The sequence below is a fragment of the Haloarcula sp. CBA1122 genome, assembly GCF_009741785.1.
GTDB lineage: Archaea > Halobacteriota > Halobacteria > Halobacteriales > Haloarculaceae > Haloarcula > Haloarcula hispanica.
The window spans coordinates 21,712-37,024 of sequence record NZ_WPCB01000022.1 but is presented as its reverse complement, the minus strand read 5'-3'; the positions used below and the strand labels follow the sequence as shown (position 1 = coordinate 37,024).

12 protein-coding genes and 1 pseudogene are annotated in these 15,313 nt (G+C 49.8%); 6 read left to right on the top strand and 7 right to left on the bottom strand.

The annotated features are described in order from the left end of the window. Window positions 1-114: 114 nt before the first annotated feature. From GJ630_RS10585 to GJ630_RS10570, 5 genes are all read right to left on the bottom strand, one after another. A complete protein-coding gene (locus tag GJ630_RS10585; protein WP_191449872.1) occupies window positions 115-1,560 on the bottom strand; it encodes an alkaline phosphatase family protein in 1,446 nt (481 codons plus the stop codon). Continuing rightward, window positions 1,553-2,221, bottom strand: a complete 669-nt coding sequence (locus tag GJ630_RS10580; RefSeq protein WP_197427644.1) for a hypothetical protein — start codon at window positions 2,219-2,221, stop codon at window positions 1,553-1,555. The genes GJ630_RS10585 and GJ630_RS10580 overlap by 8 nt, the downstream gene beginning before the upstream one ends. 242 nt (window positions 2,222-2,463) lie before the next feature. Then, a complete protein-coding gene (locus tag GJ630_RS20575) occupies window positions 2,464-3,615 on the bottom strand; it encodes an ABC transporter ATP-binding protein (protein WP_371727384.1) in 1,152 nt (383 codons plus the stop codon). A gap of 37 nt (window positions 3,616-3,652) precedes the next feature. Further along, entirely contained in the window at window positions 3,653-4,243 is a 591-nt protein-coding gene (locus GJ630_RS20570; RefSeq protein WP_371727382.1) for an ABC transporter transmembrane domain-containing protein, read from the bottom strand. A gap of 128 nt (window positions 4,244-4,371) precedes the next feature. Then, the gene (locus tag GJ630_RS10570; protein WP_197427643.1) at window positions 4,372-5,667 is read right to left on the bottom strand and encodes a glycosyltransferase family 4 protein; all 1,296 of its coding nucleotides are present in this window, start codon (window positions 5,665-5,667) and stop codon (window positions 4,372-4,374) included. 241 nt (window positions 5,668-5,908) lie between these two features. Here GJ630_RS10570 and GJ630_RS10565 point away from each other — a divergent pair, with 241 nt between their 5' ends. After that, window positions 5,909-6,739 (top strand): hypothetical protein, encoded by an 831-nt coding sequence (locus GJ630_RS10565; protein WP_191449869.1) that lies wholly within the window; start codon window positions 5,909-5,911, stop codon window positions 6,737-6,739. Window positions 6,740-6,945: 206 nt separating this feature from the next. Next, window positions 6,946-7,579 (top strand): annotated as a pseudogene (locus GJ630_RS10560) (IS6 family transposase). A gap of 27 nt (window positions 7,580-7,606) precedes the next feature. On the opposite strand, the gene GJ630_RS10555 reads toward GJ630_RS10560, so the two are convergent. Next, window positions 7,607-8,482: an FkbM family methyltransferase gene (locus GJ630_RS10555; protein WP_252718786.1), complete on the bottom strand. Its 876-nt coding sequence runs from the start codon at window positions 8,480-8,482 to the stop codon at window positions 7,607-7,609. A 376-nt stretch (window positions 8,483-8,858) separates the two neighbouring features. Here GJ630_RS10555 and GJ630_RS10550 point away from each other — a divergent pair, with 376 nt between their 5' ends. The 3 genes from GJ630_RS10550 to GJ630_RS10540 all read left to right on the top strand — a co-directional run bounded on the left by GJ630_RS10550 (window position 8,859) and on the right by GJ630_RS10540 (window position 12,361). After that, window positions 8,859-9,737 carry a glycosyltransferase family 2 protein gene (locus tag GJ630_RS10550; RefSeq protein WP_191449867.1) on the top strand — a complete coding sequence of 293 codons (879 nt, stop codon included), beginning with the start codon at window positions 8,859-8,861 and terminating at the stop codon, window positions 9,735-9,737. 313 nt (window positions 9,738-10,050) lie between these two features. Beyond that, window positions 10,051-11,220 (top strand): glycosyltransferase family 4 protein, encoded by a 1,170-nt coding sequence (locus GJ630_RS10545; RefSeq protein ID WP_197427641.1) that lies wholly within the window; start codon window positions 10,051-10,053, stop codon window positions 11,218-11,220. Between the two features lie 106 nt (window positions 11,221-11,326). Then, complete coding sequence (locus GJ630_RS10540; protein ID WP_197427640.1) at window positions 11,327-12,361, top strand: glycosyltransferase family 4 protein; 1,035 nt, start codon at window positions 11,327-11,329, stop codon at window positions 12,359-12,361. A 1-nt stretch (window position 12,362) separates the two neighbouring features. Here the strand turns inward: GJ630_RS10540 and GJ630_RS10535 are convergent, their stop codons facing one another. Then, window positions 12,363-13,292 (bottom strand): hypothetical protein, encoded by a 930-nt coding sequence (locus GJ630_RS10535; protein ID WP_191449864.1) that lies wholly within the window; start codon window positions 13,290-13,292, stop codon window positions 12,363-12,365. Window positions 13,293-13,396: 104 nt separating this feature from the next. Here GJ630_RS10535 and GJ630_RS10530 point away from each other — a divergent pair, with 104 nt between their 5' ends. Beyond that, a complete protein-coding gene (locus GJ630_RS10530; RefSeq protein WP_191449863.1) occupies window positions 13,397-14,542 on the top strand; it encodes a glycosyltransferase family 4 protein in 1,146 nt (381 codons plus the stop codon). The last annotated feature ends 771 nt before the right edge of the window (window positions 14,543-15,313 follow it).

The following is a 15,313-nucleotide window of genomic DNA, read 5'->3' as shown; positions in this document are numbered from 1 at the left end:
GTCTAAAGTTGAAGAATCAGATGGACTCAACTACTTAGACAAAGTAGATAAATTAGATTTACAGACACTCTGAGTGGCTTTAAGATAATAATCGTTGAAAGTCAACTGCTGAAACTAAACCTTGGAATTACTGCTGGAAGGACGGATAACACCCTCTAAAACGTTTCCGTCTAACTCCGACGGTGGTTCGATATTGAACAGTGACAGTAGTGTCGGGGCTAGGTCAAGTATAGAGATTTCCCCGTTAGCCGGGCCGGTTATATCTGGTCCATCTGCCACAAATAGCCCTATTTTCTTATTTTCAGCTCGCCAGCCGCTACTTGATATCTCATCGAACACCATTTCACGACCAAGTGACCCCCTCACATGGACGTTTGGGGCTTGGTCTACCATCAGATGCGGAGCCTCGGTGATGAACTCACCATGATATATTTCGTCCCGCTTGTACACGTTCTCGAATATTGGCTCTCCGTCGATGGTCACCGATTCGAGTGCGGTTCGCATCTCGTCAACAGCACTCTCGTCGAGGGCGTACACCGGCCCCTGTCCGCTCGCGATTGCCTTCGAGCTGTTCCAGTCGACGAAATCAGTCTTTGCTTCTTGTTTTAACTCCGCCGTATCGGTTGGAACGGTGTCAATGGCTGATCCTGGTACGAGCCGCTTGATCAGCGATGTGAGGCGCAACACGTCAGTTACGCTGACGATATTGCTGCGTGTGATTCCGAGGTCGGCGAGCGTTGACGTGACCCGGTACTGCCATTTGTAGGAGAGATACGACTGCTCCGACAGCCATGTGTTTATATTAAAAACCGTATCGAGTTTGTTCGCCCCGTGATCGCTCATCAGAACGAGATTCGAATCCGGATACTTGTCCCGTATTCTGCCGACGTATTCGTCGATGATCTCCCAGCCGCGCATCGTCTCCCAGTCGTCCCAGAAGTGGTGCTGAAGAACGTTGATGTAGAACGAGGTGATCTGGACGAAGTCGTAGTCGCCGTCCTTCATCAGGCTGAGGCTGGTCTCAAACCGGTTCGCTATGAGGTCGTGTATCTCCATCGCTGCACGCTCCCGGTCGTTAGCGATAGATGTCTCCGGGTGGACCCTGTAGTCGTGTTCCTCACGGAGTGTATCTTCCAGCTCCTCGGGGTAGGTGTACCCGGTTTCCCTCGCGTCAGGGCCCCCAGAGACTAGGACTCCATTGACGCTCTTTGGTGGGTAAGTGAGTGGCGTTCCGATGCTACAAATCTCGTATCCCGCTTGACTGAGGTAGTCCCAGATTTCGTCGGGCCGACTCTTCCGCTCCGTGGGGTAGTATACCTTGTGTTCGTCTACATCGATGTTCTCCCACCAAAAGATGCCCAACTTCCCCGGGTTCTGCCCGCTTGAATAACACTTCCAGTTCGGCGAGGTCACGGGCGGGAGGCACGACTCCATGTCTGACGCAACTCCAGTCTCAATAAGTGAGCCTATATTTTCGAGTTTTCCATCCTCTATCCAGCGATCAATGAGTTCGAAGTGTGCGCCGTCGAGTCCGATCACGATGGCTGTCGGATCACTCATATTTTTGTCTCTCTGAGAACGCTGTACCTTGGTTTGAAACTACGTCACTCATTGTTCTTGTGGTGTAGCCCTGTGCCTCGATATGTTCACAGATTTGCTTGAAACTGCGGAAGTCGTCCCCGGCCTTCATACACCCTGGGTGGACGAGAAGCGTCGCGATCCCGCCTTCACGTTCGATTTCATCAATCGTGTCGATCACCTTCTTAGTCCACTGCTCAATGGTGTATGACTCCGGACCGAAGGGGTCAATCCAGCCCCCGTCGATGTTCGCCTGAACGGACTCACGGGTCCGTGCGCCGTGATATATGTGTTCGTGATCAGTGATCACGTTTATTGGTACCTCGTGGAGGGCGTATTGGGTGTGTCTGTACGGTAACCGCGCGTCCGGATCCTTCTCGTCGGAGATGGCTTCGACCGGGGAATCGGAGAGGATTTCGTAGGTTGCGTCCGTCGACGCGTAGGAGTGTGTCCGCCACGACCTGATTGGTCCATTGAGGAACCGTTCGAGAATCTGGAGTGTGCGGTACACGTCGTACCGCTGGAATAGTTTCGGTCCGTAGATGGAGTCGAACAGTCGGTTGAAAACCCTTCGGTGTAACCATAGCGGACGGAACGCGCTCCAGGTATGGCCGCCGATTTCGACGTTCTCGCGCTCTGCCACCAGCCGCAACTTTTCGCCCTCCAACTGCACTGCTTTGCCCGTGACGAACAGCGTCAGGTTGATGCCGTGACTGGACGCTATTTCGGTGTACTCGACGGTCGCGTCGACCTCCGAACCGTTGTATTTCTGCTGTTCGGGGCTATCGTAGGCGTGATGGACGTCACCAGTTAGACAAATCATCGGAATTCTGTATCGTAGTTGTACTCGTAAACCATTTTAGCGTTTGTTTTCGGGGGGCCTTCTTAAGCTTGGATCGAATAGAGTTCCGCGTACACGTCCTCGTTCGCTAACAGTTCGTTGTGCGTCCCCTGCTCAACGATCCGGCCGTCTTCGACGGCGTATATCCGGTCCGCATTTATGACTGTCGAAAGTCTGTGCGCAACGACGATCATCGCACGGTCCTGCTCCAGGGACTCAATTCCGTCGTGAACTTTGCTCTCTATGTTCGTATCGAGGTCGCTGGTCGCTTCGTCGAGCAACAACAAGTCCGACTCCTTGAGCAGTGCCCGGGCGAGTGCGACTCGCTGTTTCTGCCCGCCGGACAGTCGAACGCCGTTGTCGCCCAGTTGGGTTTCGTAGCCGTCCGGCAGTTCATCGAAGAACTCCGTGACCTGTGCAACTTCGCAGGCACGCTTGACGGCTTCTTCACTGGCTTTTCGGTTGGCGACAGTTAGATTATACCACAGCGTATCGTTGAAGATGTACGGGTGTTGTCGCACGGCCGAGACGTGTTCTCGCCATTCTTGAATGTCGAATTCGTCTATCGAGGTCCCGTCGGCGATGATTGACCCGCTATCCGGTTCGTACAGACGCGTGAGAAGTGAGACAACGGTTGACTTACCTGCACCGGAAGGACCGACGAACGCGACGAACTCTCCGTTCTCAACCGCAAATGAAATATCTCTGAGCACCGTCTCGCCGTCGCCATAGGAGAATGACACCCCATCAGCCGCTACCCTGTCGACTTCATCCGGAACGGGCTCGCTGGACGTATCGGGTTCGCGCTGTGTGTGCAGTTCGTCGATGAAGTTCTGAGTCCGGACTAGGTGAGGCAACGCCCCTTCAAGTTTATAAACCCAGGTATTCATGTTGCTCACCCGGGGGGCTAGGCGGAACATTGCAAACAAGTACACGCCCAGTCCCGCTATCGATAGCGATGTAAACCGAAGTACGACGTATATCAAAACGAATACTGTGAGTGCCGTTAGTAGCTCATACCCGTTTTGCATTATAGACTTATTTCTGACTATCTTTATACTTGATGATACATATGCATCCGCAGATTTTTTGAAATTACTGAACATCTCATGTTTGAGGCCAAACAATTTGATATCTCTGATTCCTTGAGTCCCTGCCTGTACAGCAGTCTGGATCCCTTCATTCGCTTCTGCCATGTCTTTACCGATCACCAATCCGGACTCAACGCCACGTCTAACCACGTATGCAACTAAAGCTAAAAACGACGGCTGTTGCTAGGGTCAGGTTTGGAGCTAACAATAGCGCAATTACGAAATACACCAGTATTAGAAAACTCTGTTCTACAATCCGGACCATCTGATTAATCGCGTTGGCACCCTCTTTGGACTCCGTGACAATTGAATTTAATATCTCATCTGAACCTTTTTTATCGAAGTACTGTACCCGAGCATTAAGTGCCCCCTCATAGGCTTGTGTCTGTAGGTAACGGACATACGTGGTTTGTAATATCGCTCGTGACCATGCGACAAAAAAGGAGGCCGTATATCGGACTATCATTACCACGGCGATACCGACAATGATGGTTTCTAGGTTGAAAGGAATCCCGAGCGTCTCATAGACTGTGATAAATATCTCAACCGTTCTCCCAGGATCGGTATTGCCACGCGCCTGTTTAATGATCGGCAATAAAAAACTGATACCGATGCCCTCCATCACTCCAGCCATAAGACTCAAAAGAATAATCCCAGCAGTGAATACAGGACGAAACTGAGCGACACGACATAGCGCCCTGATTTGATCACGATAGGAGAGTTCTCTGGACATTATATTCTCTATCTATCGCATCGATATGAGCATACAAAACAGGCACGGTTGTCTTCATACGGATGGTGACTCGCCGTCTAGTAGCAAAATGTAGCAGCACAATTCAACTGCAGATCGAGACCAGCAGCCTACTCTATGAATGGTCCTCTACTTGAAGCGATTTTGTACAATTCCATACGAAATCTTGGGAGTCGTTTAATACCTTCCCACGTCAAACGCTCTAGTTCGTATTTCATAGATGTACCACCGTACAATTCACGAAGTCGTTGGTGATACTCAGCGTCAAACGCCACCATATCGGTAATCATTGCACCCCGATATTTTGATGCCGGGTTCGAAGCAGAGAGTACTCCTATGTCCATCAATTCATCAACGTAAATACGCTCAAGTCGTCGAGTGAGTCTGGAGGCATCGAATCGTGTTGTAATACTGGTCCTTGCTCGGCGCCCCATACTCTTGCGTGTGGTATCGTCATCTATGAGTGTCTTTAGTGCATCGAGATACGGATCAATGTAGCCAGTTACGTATCCTGTGACGTCATTTCGAATGAGTTCCAACTGGCCGTTGTCCCTCATCGGTTGCGAATTCACCACAACAGGTGTTCTCCGCAGCATCGCCTCTGCCATCACATAACCGAAAGTCTCGCCCATTCTGCTGGAATGAGCAAGGATATCAATCGAGTCGTAAAAGTGATACATCTCCCCGAGAGGTATATCATTTACGTAGTAGACGTTGTCTGACATACCTAATTGGTCAACTTTGGATCGTATTTCTTCTGGAGGATTTCCTAAAAGAAGATGGACATCAGACCGCTCACGCAGAAGCCGTTCAAATGCGCGTAATGTAATTTTGCCCCATTTTGCTGCGACGGCGCGACCAACTTTGCCAATGAGGATATGTGACTTAGGTATCTCAAATTTCTTTCGGTACATGTCAGACACGGCTGAAGGCTGTGCTTGAGTGTTCAGAGGGTTGTATAAAACGCGGTGGTTAGACTCCCAGTGTGGGTGTTGGAGTGGAATCTCATTGAGATAGAGATAACGCAAAAATATAAACTTACTTATGTATATATACTTGTCAATTAGGTCAGACAGATCCCCATCCTCTTCCATACCGAAATGCGTAGACTTGAATATCGCTGGCGTATTTTCTTGGTGAGCGGCAGTAATCACTTCATCTCCCCGTTCGAAACTTCCGTGGACATGCACAATATCAATATCATCACGTTGCAAACGGCGGTGTAAGGCCTCTACAGAATTGACTGATTCGATATCATAGCCGTTAGACTGTAGTCGTTTGCCACGGGCACCAAGCCCATCAATAGTTCGTAGGCGTACATCAAATAGTGCTGTATCGTGATGACGGAAGAACAATTCTACTGACTTCGCTGTCCCGCCAAAGCTCAATTTTTTGTACACATGCATTACCACCGGTCGCTGAGAAGTCATTTCTGGTATTTATTAGACGTAGGTACAAAGAGACTGGGATGAACTATTTCACTTAAACAAGAACGTCTTACTATTACCCGGGATTGGCACTGGGTCACGAATTCTGTTCTATTTATTCCAGTGCTTGGGCCGAAACTTACAAGTGAAATTCCAAACTCATCGCTGAACCATCTATTGTTCCGATGGTCATATGAGAACGGGCCTAGAAACGTAATATATGCTTAATCCCATCTTCGTCACTCACTATTCCCCCCGGGCAGAATACGGTGATATTGCTCCACCCTCTGGATCTTTGATTGAAAAAACTATCAGTTCCGTCCAAAGTCAAGTGGTTGATTTTTCTAGTGATATCGTGACTGATCCTCTAATTGTGTATAATAAACCAAAAGATGGCCACCTCCAAGAGGAGGGTGCAGTGTATGAACAAAATATTCGAGATGTTATCGAAGATACTGAAATAGAGTTGCATACAAAATTGAATGAAGGGTTGCGCCCAGCGTTACAGTATGCTCTCAAGAAGACCTCGGCACCGTACGTCTTATTTGTGGAGCACGACTGGGAATTTTTGCAAAATATCGAGATCCGATCCTTGTTAGAAGTCTTCGAGAATAATACTAGAATAAATTACGTACGATTCAATAAGTGGGAAAATTCCGTCAAGGGGAATGACACAATCGTTGAGGAGACTGCCTCCTATGATATCCCGTTGTGCAAGGTTTCCAGTTTCAGCAATAATCCACACATCGCTAGACGAGACCCGTACACCGACTGGATTGAAAATTCAGAGCCGTCTCTCAGGCATGTATATCGGTCTTTACGTCGCCCCCGGGGATCGTACTCATTACAGCAGATCTGGCGAATCTTCAAGAATTATTATGTGTTGGGAAAGTCGCAAGTCAAACTGTTTGATGGTATAGAATATGTTGTTGATACGAAATTCAAAAATGAAATACGGAGACTAGGCTTCGAACAAGCACACTCCCGGATGGGGACATATCTCTATGGTGGAAAAATGAGTGGCCCACATGTACGTCACCTCGGCCGGTGACATATTAGATATGGAACACACACTGTTACGGCACTGTATAGTTCCTTGACTTCGCACATTAGACGAAGATGCCCTCAATTTCTTGCATTAGCTCGTCAGTGCTTCGGTTACGGCTATTCAGTGCTCAGGTAAGGAGGGTTTCGACGCCTTCGCGGGTAGTGTTTAGTTAAGCGTGAAAAGTGAGGCGGACGGATTTCTTGGTGCCTATGCCAGAAATCAGCCGCCTCAGTGGTAGTAGAGAGTGGATTGATTTGGATTTTGTGGAACGTGAGCGGACACCCGAACCGGCGATGGCGCTGGGTATTCAGTCACCATGCGGGACTCTCGCTGTCGAATACCGTCGATCTACTCGATGCGGTGGATGTCCACCGCAGTCGGAAAGCGATCCACGATTGGGTACATAAAGCCGATCTACAGCCAGAGTCTGGGCGATCTCCGAATCAGATCGCGTTGGACGAAACAGTGATTCGAATCAACGATCAGCAATTCTGTCTGTACGCCGCTGGCGATCCCGCGACGAATGAACTGCTTCACGTCCGGCTCTTTTCAACGACGACCACCACCCTCACCGAGATGTTTCTCCGCGAACTTCAGCAAAAACACGATGTTGATACCGCTGTATTTCTCGTTGATGGCGCTCAACACCTCCAAACTGCACTGCAACGATCAGGCCTCTGATTACAGAGATCTCGCTACGGAAATCGGAATGCTGTCGAACGGATATTTCGAGAGCTGAAGCGGCGTACCTCGTCTTTTTCGAACTGCTTCAGTCACGCCGAACCAGAAACAGCCGAAAATTGGCTCCAAGCCTTCACCAGCTGGCACAATGCTCCAAACTAAACACTACCGTCCCGATATACGAACCATTTATACTCGGTTTTTATGTTTGGCTACGATATTTACTCTCCTTAGATTCTCATCTATTTCCTCAACAGAGACTCTCTCACCTGTTTCGTCTACTATCCCATAGAGCCTGTATCCAATATCCGTTAACATATCAATAATTACTGTTATTTCTTCTTCCCAGTGTCTGTTTTCATATTCAAACACAATTGTAGGGTGGCATCTCTCAAGTGTACTTGAAAGTCCCCGGATCACGTTTGGCTCTGCTCCCTCAACATCTATTTTGATTATGTCTATGTGCTCGGAAAGGACTGAGTCTCCCTCAATAGCCTCTATTTCCGTTTCGTCCTCCCTATGATCAAATTCGCTAACGATGCTATGCATACCCTTATTTGTAGGATGGTGATTCAGCATCAGGGTCTCAGATGAGTCAGCGAGAGCTTTTTGATACAAAGAAACCCGGCCGTTCAAATCATTTGACACAACATTTCTCTCCAATATATTGAAGTTTTGAGGCTCTGGCTCAAATGCGATTACTTGGCCTGAATTGCCCACCACAGAGGAAGCCAGCAAGCTGAAATAGCCTATATTTGCACCAACATCTACGAACGAGTCACCTTCACTCAACTCGGTTGTGAGGAAATCTGTGGTGAGTGGTTCGTACGACTCGCCGAAATATAGACGACGAGAGATGCTGTAGTCAGACGGATTTAATTGGAGATTATAGCCTTGAACTGAGACTGATAGATTCTGAGTCCCGGCTATTCGTTTCCACTTATGTCGCTGGTATTTATTTTTTAGGGATGAGTAACGTAACTCCTTCACTCTAGACTTTTTGACAATATACGGTATGATATACTCTGGGTTGCTAATTGCCTTCTTAAACAATCTGAGGCTCATCTGATTAAGTAAGCTAAAACCAGTAACACACATTAGTTTGATGGATGGAAAATGTAAGTGGGTGAAAACTGAGGTAAGAATTCGCGTCTATTCTGGCCACCTATGGCTCTGATTGGTAGTAATGAGTGAACATCGATTACTCTGCATTTTTAATGATTATTCCAGGTAGTAACTCCAATTGTCAAGTGAATACACTAGGCTCTGGTGTCGCACCTCATTAGAAGAAGTACAGCAGCCGTACCGATACGGGAAAGGATATGTCGAAGCCGCTCCGACGGAACGATTAAACGGAGTCCCCGTCTTCCCGTAAAGTAGATAAAGTAGAGGTACCCTCTAAGATGTCAACACGAAGCAACTCTGCATAAGTAGTACGTATATGGTCAAATACACCGTCGCAATGGTCAATCTCAACATGGCCGAGACCATCGAGGTATCTCTTCGAAGCATCCTCGACCAAATCGACAACCAGTACGAGGTGTTGATCGTCGACGATGGGTCGACAGACGGGAGTCTGGAGATCCTCGCGGATTTGGAAGAGGAATATCCCGAGCTCAGATACAGCGTCGGGAACAACGACAATATCGCCGAAGCGCGAAACCAATCGTTCCGCGAAGCTCGTGGCGATTTTATCTTGGAATCGCTCGATGCAGACGACGAGTATGGCGAGGGGATTCAAGACTTCATCGCCATCTTCCACCAACTGCAACAGCACATCGACCGGGAGTTCTACCTCAAAGGCCACTCTATCAACATCGCTTCTAGGGACCTCATGCTTGAGTGCCCGTACCGAAGCATGACTTATGGCGAGGACCCGGACCGGTGGCGTCGATTGTTCGCCTCGGACAGCATCATCTGGCTCCAGCACGAACCCTTCTACCGGGAACTAAATCCTGATGACGAAACCACACGAAAGCAGAAGTCACGGATGATCAAGACGGCCGAGTTCCGGAGTGGCATCACCCTCCGTAGCTACGTTTCCCACTACTTCCAGACACGGAAGTCACACGCCGCACTCTATGAGAGTCTCTTTCTCCTCCGGCCGTATCTCACAGCTCTCCTCCGTGGTCGATACACGCTACCGGAGGATTACGAGCGCAAGCAACGTCTCAAAGAGGATATCGAAGCGTCACATGCGACACTCAGAGAACTGGAGGAACAATACAACTTCAAGTTCGACGAGTCAATCCTGTCCGAACGGGGCAGGGAGATATTCATCGAAAACACCGACCAAAGTCCCCTCACAGACGATGACTAACCTAATCGTTGTGTCTCACGGGATTACCGTCCAAGCTGCTATCTTGATTCACGCTCTTCATGACTTGACGGAGCCTATTTGTACAGGTACCAAACAACGAATTGCTCCCTGCACCGATTCGAGATGTGCGTTCAAATATTATCTTTTCTATTCATTCACACATTCAATTTCCCCGACTTGAGTACTACGCTATTATCTGCCGATGGATTCAATATCCCGGGAGTATCTCTTACTAAGGCGTGGGCCAGCAGGAAACTCACAGATAGAACACACTCTCGACATCATAGTTACGTCGACGTTAACCCGTACACAAATGGAACTTGCTATCTACCATAATGTTATCGCACCGTACAAAAAACCCTTCTTCAGAGCGATATGCGAGCACTTCCCGGGCACCGTGACATTGTTCACCTCGTCAGCTTCGAGGCCGAGACGTAGTGAATGGGGAGAACAGGATATCCAAGCTGAAAACCTAAACATACGAAGACTCCCTGCCGTCGAAACACGGGGACTTCAGTGGTACAACCCCTCTATCAGTTACCACATGTTGACACACGACTACGACGTACTCATGACCGGTGATTACTTTTTTATCTCTTCGATACTATCGACGTGGGCAGCGCGTCTCAGGAATATACCGTGTGCCCTCTACAGTGTAGCGACGCACAAACCCCACTTTGCTGACCCTGGTGGGTCACTGGCTGGCCGTTTGGCGGACGACCTGTATCAAACTACAGTTTTCGACAGAGTGATCAAACCAACTGTACGGCAGTATGACCTGTATTTCACCCCTAGCAGTACCTCTCGACGACATCTGGTCTCGCTCGGAGCGGACCCCCGACAGATATCCAAAGTATACAATCCTGTAGATACGGAGAAATTCTCTCCAAGTTCGAAACCATCCCAAGAGTCCGATGACACGATGACGTTGTGCTATGTCGGCCGCTTGGTTCCCGAAAAAGGTCTCCACAATCTCATTCAAGCAATTGCGATGCTTGATTGCGAAGTGTCTGTTCTCATTGTCGGTGACGGTGAACTGCGATCAGAGTTAGAACGGCAAGCGAGTCAGAGAGGGGTAGCCGACCGCATCACTTTTTTCGGACGACTGCCACATGATGAGATACCCTCAATTCACGCTCGCTCCGACGCGTTTGTACTGCCGTCCCTGCCTGAAGAAACGAACTTCGAACAGTTCCCGAACGCGTTATTGGAGGCGATGGCAAGTGGATTACCCACCGTCACGTACGACATAGCGGGGGGGATTCAGGAGATACACACCGATGGAGTGACGGGGACCAAGGCATCGAAACTTACTCCTTCAAGCCTCGCTGATGCTATCGAACGGTTGTTCGAAGATGATCATGAGACGTACGGCCAGAACGCTCGGCAGCATATTCTCGACCAGTTCTCTCCGAACACTGTCGGAAAACAGTACGCAGATGCACTCGTCAACCTTGCAACAGAATACGGTTCTACAGTATGATGATATTAGAGAATACACAAGACCACAACTCCGAACGTCAGATCAGAACCGCTACGCTCGATCCCTGTCGTACCACTTTAAAGAGTAACCGATGACGAGACGAGGTTTGTTTCTGACACCGATATATCCACCGCTCAAAGGCGGTGCTGCAGTCCACTTCGAACAGATCACAAGTGGCCTGATCGAGAGAGGAGTTATTGAGCGGGCCGTCGTTCTGACGTGTTTCGTCTCACTCTCTCGAGCGGTCGAACGCAACGAGAGCAAGACTATTTTTCGGCTGTTGATACCGCCCCAGTCGATGGACGGCCCTTTCCCGCGTATCAGGGCAGGCTACAATCGCCTCATTACACTTTTCGCTGTCGTAGTATTCGTCTTACTCACCCCCGTTTCGATAGTACACACACAGACGAAGCGATACTACGAATGGGGTGTTTATATCGCGAAAGAACTCGGTTCGACAGTTGTGATCGAAGGACAAGACCTCGGGTCTGCTTCGTTCGCCGCCCGTGGCGATTTCTTCGTGGCCATTTCGAAAAACGTCGCGGACGCCGCGAAACATAGGACTGAACGGATCGTTCAGGCACCTGTCGGAATCGATTTTGATGGATTTCCTGACCCGGACAGCGAGTGCCGACCGACCGAGGAGGACTATATCCTGTACGTGGGTGACGTAGCCCGGCGGAAAGGCGTTGACGCGTTACTGGATGCACATCGGTCACTGGAATCTGAGGAGCGACTTGTCATCGTTGGTGAAGTCGTTGATGCCGACCTGCTTTCTTCGATAGAAGGAGCCGGGGGTGTCAAGTACGACGGGGCTGTCCCCCACGACACGGTAATACATTACATGGCGAACGCGGAGTTGACAGTGTTACCCTCACGCGAAGAGGCCATCGGGCGCGTACCCATTGAATCCTTTTCCGTCAGGACTCCCTGCGTGTGTCCACCGGACGTACCGGAGTATCAGGAATACGTTCCCCATCTGGTGCTGTCAAGGGTGACTGCTGAAGACATTCGGCGGAAGATGGATGAACTGCTCTCAACCGAACACGTCGAACTGAGCTATCCAGTTGAACGCCACCGCGTCGAAAACACGATGCAACACTACGTCTCGATGTACCGGACGCACATTGAACGGCAATAGTTCACCTGTTCACGTAGCCCAGATCCGAGAGGCGAGACTCAACGGAGTCCGTGACTGTCTCCCCGCTCGTCTTCGTCACCCACCTCTCTTGTGGCGGCGTCGGGTCTATCTCCGCCGTCGCCTCGCTGTCAACGGTGAACCACGGCACGTCCCGCAACACGTCGTGGTCCCGGGAGAGACCGTGTCCAAAGTCGTTTTCCTCCCCGAGTAGCTCCCCGTGATCGGCCGTCAGCACGCTCTGCCCGCCGACCGTGGCAATCGCATCGCGGACCGAGTACAGCGCACACCGGAGGTTGTGCTCGTAGGCGCCCCTCAACGCTGTGTGTCCCCCTCGCTGTAGGATGACCTCCATGTCCTCGGCGGCGTTAAGTCCTAGTAGCCGCTTGAGTTGCCAGAGACGCCCCTTCCCGAGCCGGCCTTTCAGCTTGTTATCCAGTCGGTTCCGCCGCTGTGCGAGAACCCCGTCGCCGTCAACGTCGCGAAGCACGAAGTTCTCCGGTTGGTTTAGTTTCCCATGAGAGAGAAACGGGACGTGTGGCTGGATGTAATGTGCAATGATCCGCTTGTCTGGGTACTTCCTTGTGGCCCTTTCGATAGCCTTGGTAACTGTGATTGGCGGAACGGCGCCCAGATCCGGGTCGGTGTCCGTATCCCAGAGTTCGTAGACGTCGTGGAACAGTTCCCCAGCGTCAAACTCCTCAAGCCTTGAATCGGTCGTGGAGACGAACGGGTTCGCGGAGACGTAGACCACGTCATCCATCGGTTCAAGGAACGCTGACTGGAGGAACTCCGGCGTTCCGGTTCCCGGTGACCGAACCTGCTCCAGCGACCCCGCGACGTACTCCGAGTGTACCCGCTCAAATACGTCGTACCGGCAGGCGTCGAAGATGGCCAGCAAATCCCAGCTTTCGGAGTACAGTCTATCAATCATATGCTCATATTACCACTCGTCAAAAAAAAGCTATCTGCTATACGAGATGGACACGCGAACAAAATACTAATTTAGCCTGATGCTCCAATTTACGACTTGTAATTATGTCTAGGAGCCCACGACTATGTTATTTTACATACGGAACTAGCGCTGGCTACTACCACTACGCACTGAACCAACTTCGAGGGCTCCATGAATCGCACCCAGAACTTGATATTGACGTGTTCTACGTTGGGACAGATGACAGCGATCACTTTCCAAACTATGTCTCCGAGCAACACTTCGTGTATACCGGAAACGACAGTAAAATCATGAATATTCTTCAAACCATGTTATTGCAACTCAGATTGTTCATTTATTTACTTCGTGCCAATCCGGATGTTGTTCAGATGAATACACACCTACGAACACAGTGGCACACACTCTGCATCACGATATTACTAAAGGCCCTTCGTGTGCCCGTTGTACGTACTGTGCACGAAAGAACTGAACAACGGCTGGGAAATATACATTCCCTGTCAGCAACCGTTGCTAACTGGCACTTTCGGTTGGCAGATCATCTAATAGTCCACACCGAGACGCTTAGACGGGAGCTCTTCCGAGATGGAATCACGACGCCGACAAGTGTGATACGACATGGTAATTACTGCTTCTTCCGAAAGTATATTAATGATACTGATTCCAGTCCATATAACGATACTAATAGACCAGTTGTCCTGTTTTTCGGCGTGAAAGAGCACAAAGGGATTGAGATATTTCTCAATGCACTTAATTACGCAGAGACAAAATTTGAACCATGGGTTGTTGGACCGATTAACGACGGCGATGAAAAGTATGCGGAGAGAGCACGCAATACTGACGGCGTTGAGACACATTTCGAGTTCATTCCTGATAGAGCACTGGCGAGATATTTTCAGCATGCCGATATCGTCGCACTGCCGTACAAAGAAGGGACAACGAGCGGGGCGCTCCAACTCTCGCTGGCGTTCGAGAGCGCAGTGATAACATCTGCACTTCCATGTTTTACCGAGTATATTACCAGTGGAGAGACTGGTATCATACTGGAAAAGACGACACCGGAGGAGTTTGCTTGTCGACTTGATGAACTCGTGGCACAGCCAGCATACCGACAAAGATTGGCGTCTGGAGGGTTCGAACTTGCCAATTCGAAACAGTTCGATTGGAATTACATCGCCGGACAACTGATTGATATATATAGTGTCCGCGCACCCGAGCAATTTGGCCGTTGAACCTTCAAAGAATTAAAAAAATACTATACATGTGTCTTGAGAACGAGTCAACGGTAGGATTGGGAGTGTTCGATCAGAATGTCTGCTAATCAATCGGGCCAGGATGGTCAGTGGGTTGACAAGTCAATTCAGCTGTCACCGTCGCTCCTCACGCGTCTTTTGATCCTTGCGGTAGTTGGGAGTCTATTTACTTACACGTCGTTTCCAGAGACGATTCACATCGGCGTTACGGTTCCGGCGTTAATGTTGGCCGGTGTGCTTGCGGTGTACCGTAATTCGTCGCTACGTATCCCCCGATACGCACTACTTATGTATCTGATTACTTGGTTCGTTTACGTACCGCACGCACTGACCCCATCTCCTAATCTATGGGCGCTTGTTCGCCTACCGTTGTTCATGATCGGATCGTTCATCCTACTATTCGTCGTACCAAATGTCATTTCTCCTGAGCAGTTCCATCGGATCGTGTTCTACGTCTCCGCAGGCGTCACTCTGCTGGGGTTGCCAACGTACCTCGTCGGAACCTACGATATAGCAGGGCTCGAGTTCTCATTGTACCCCGTTCCAGCGACAATTCCAGTCTTCGGTGCGACGTTTCAGCCTTTCTCGTCGTTCTTGGCCAACCCGAATCCCTATGGGTACATTTCAGGGCTTGGGGTGCTAGCTGGGTTCGGTGTTTGCACGTCCTCGCGACGACGAGTCAATATTGGTCTACTCGCTGTTGTTGTTCTGGGTCTGTGTCTGAGCCTGAGCCGGGCATCTCTGCTCGGG

What these genes read in the sequence shown, in the direction of transcription:
- GJ630_RS10550 (WP_191449867.1), top strand. Translation starts at nt 8,859, where the DNA reads ATGGTCAAATACACCGTCGCAATGGTCAATCTCAACATGGCCGAGACC.
- GJ630_RS10585 (WP_191449872.1), bottom strand. Translation starts at nt 1,560, where the DNA reads ATGAGTGATCCGACAGCCATCGTGATCGGACTCGACGGCGCACACTTC.
- GJ630_RS10530 (WP_191449863.1), top strand. Translation starts at nt 13,397, where the DNA reads ATGTCTAGGAGCCCACGACTATGTTATTTTACATACGGAACTAGCGCT.
- GJ630_RS10545 (WP_197427641.1), top strand. Translation starts at nt 10,051, where the DNA reads ATGGAACTTGCTATCTACCATAATGTTATCGCACCGTACAAAAAACCC.
- GJ630_RS10570 (WP_197427643.1), bottom strand. Translation starts at nt 5,667, where the DNA reads ATGCATGTGTACAAAAAATTGAGCTTTGGCGGGACAGCGAAGTCAGTA.
- GJ630_RS10565 (WP_191449869.1), top strand. Translation starts at nt 5,909, where the DNA reads ATGCTTAATCCCATCTTCGTCACTCACTATTCCCCCCGGGCAGAATAC.
- GJ630_RS10535 (WP_191449864.1), bottom strand. Translation starts at nt 13,292, where the DNA reads ATGATTGATAGACTGTACTCCGAAAGCTGGGATTTGCTGGCCATCTTC.
- GJ630_RS20575 (WP_371727384.1), bottom strand. Translation starts at nt 3,615, where the DNA reads ATGGCAGAAGCGAATGAAGGGATCCAGACTGCTGTACAGGCAGGGACT.
- GJ630_RS20570 (WP_371727382.1), bottom strand. Translation starts at nt 4,243, where the DNA reads ATGTCCAGAGAACTCTCCTATCGTGATCAAATCAGGGCGCTATGTCGT.
- GJ630_RS10555 (WP_252718786.1), bottom strand. Translation starts at nt 8,482, where the DNA reads ATGAGCCTCAGATTGTTTAAGAAGGCAATTAGCAACCCAGAGTATATC.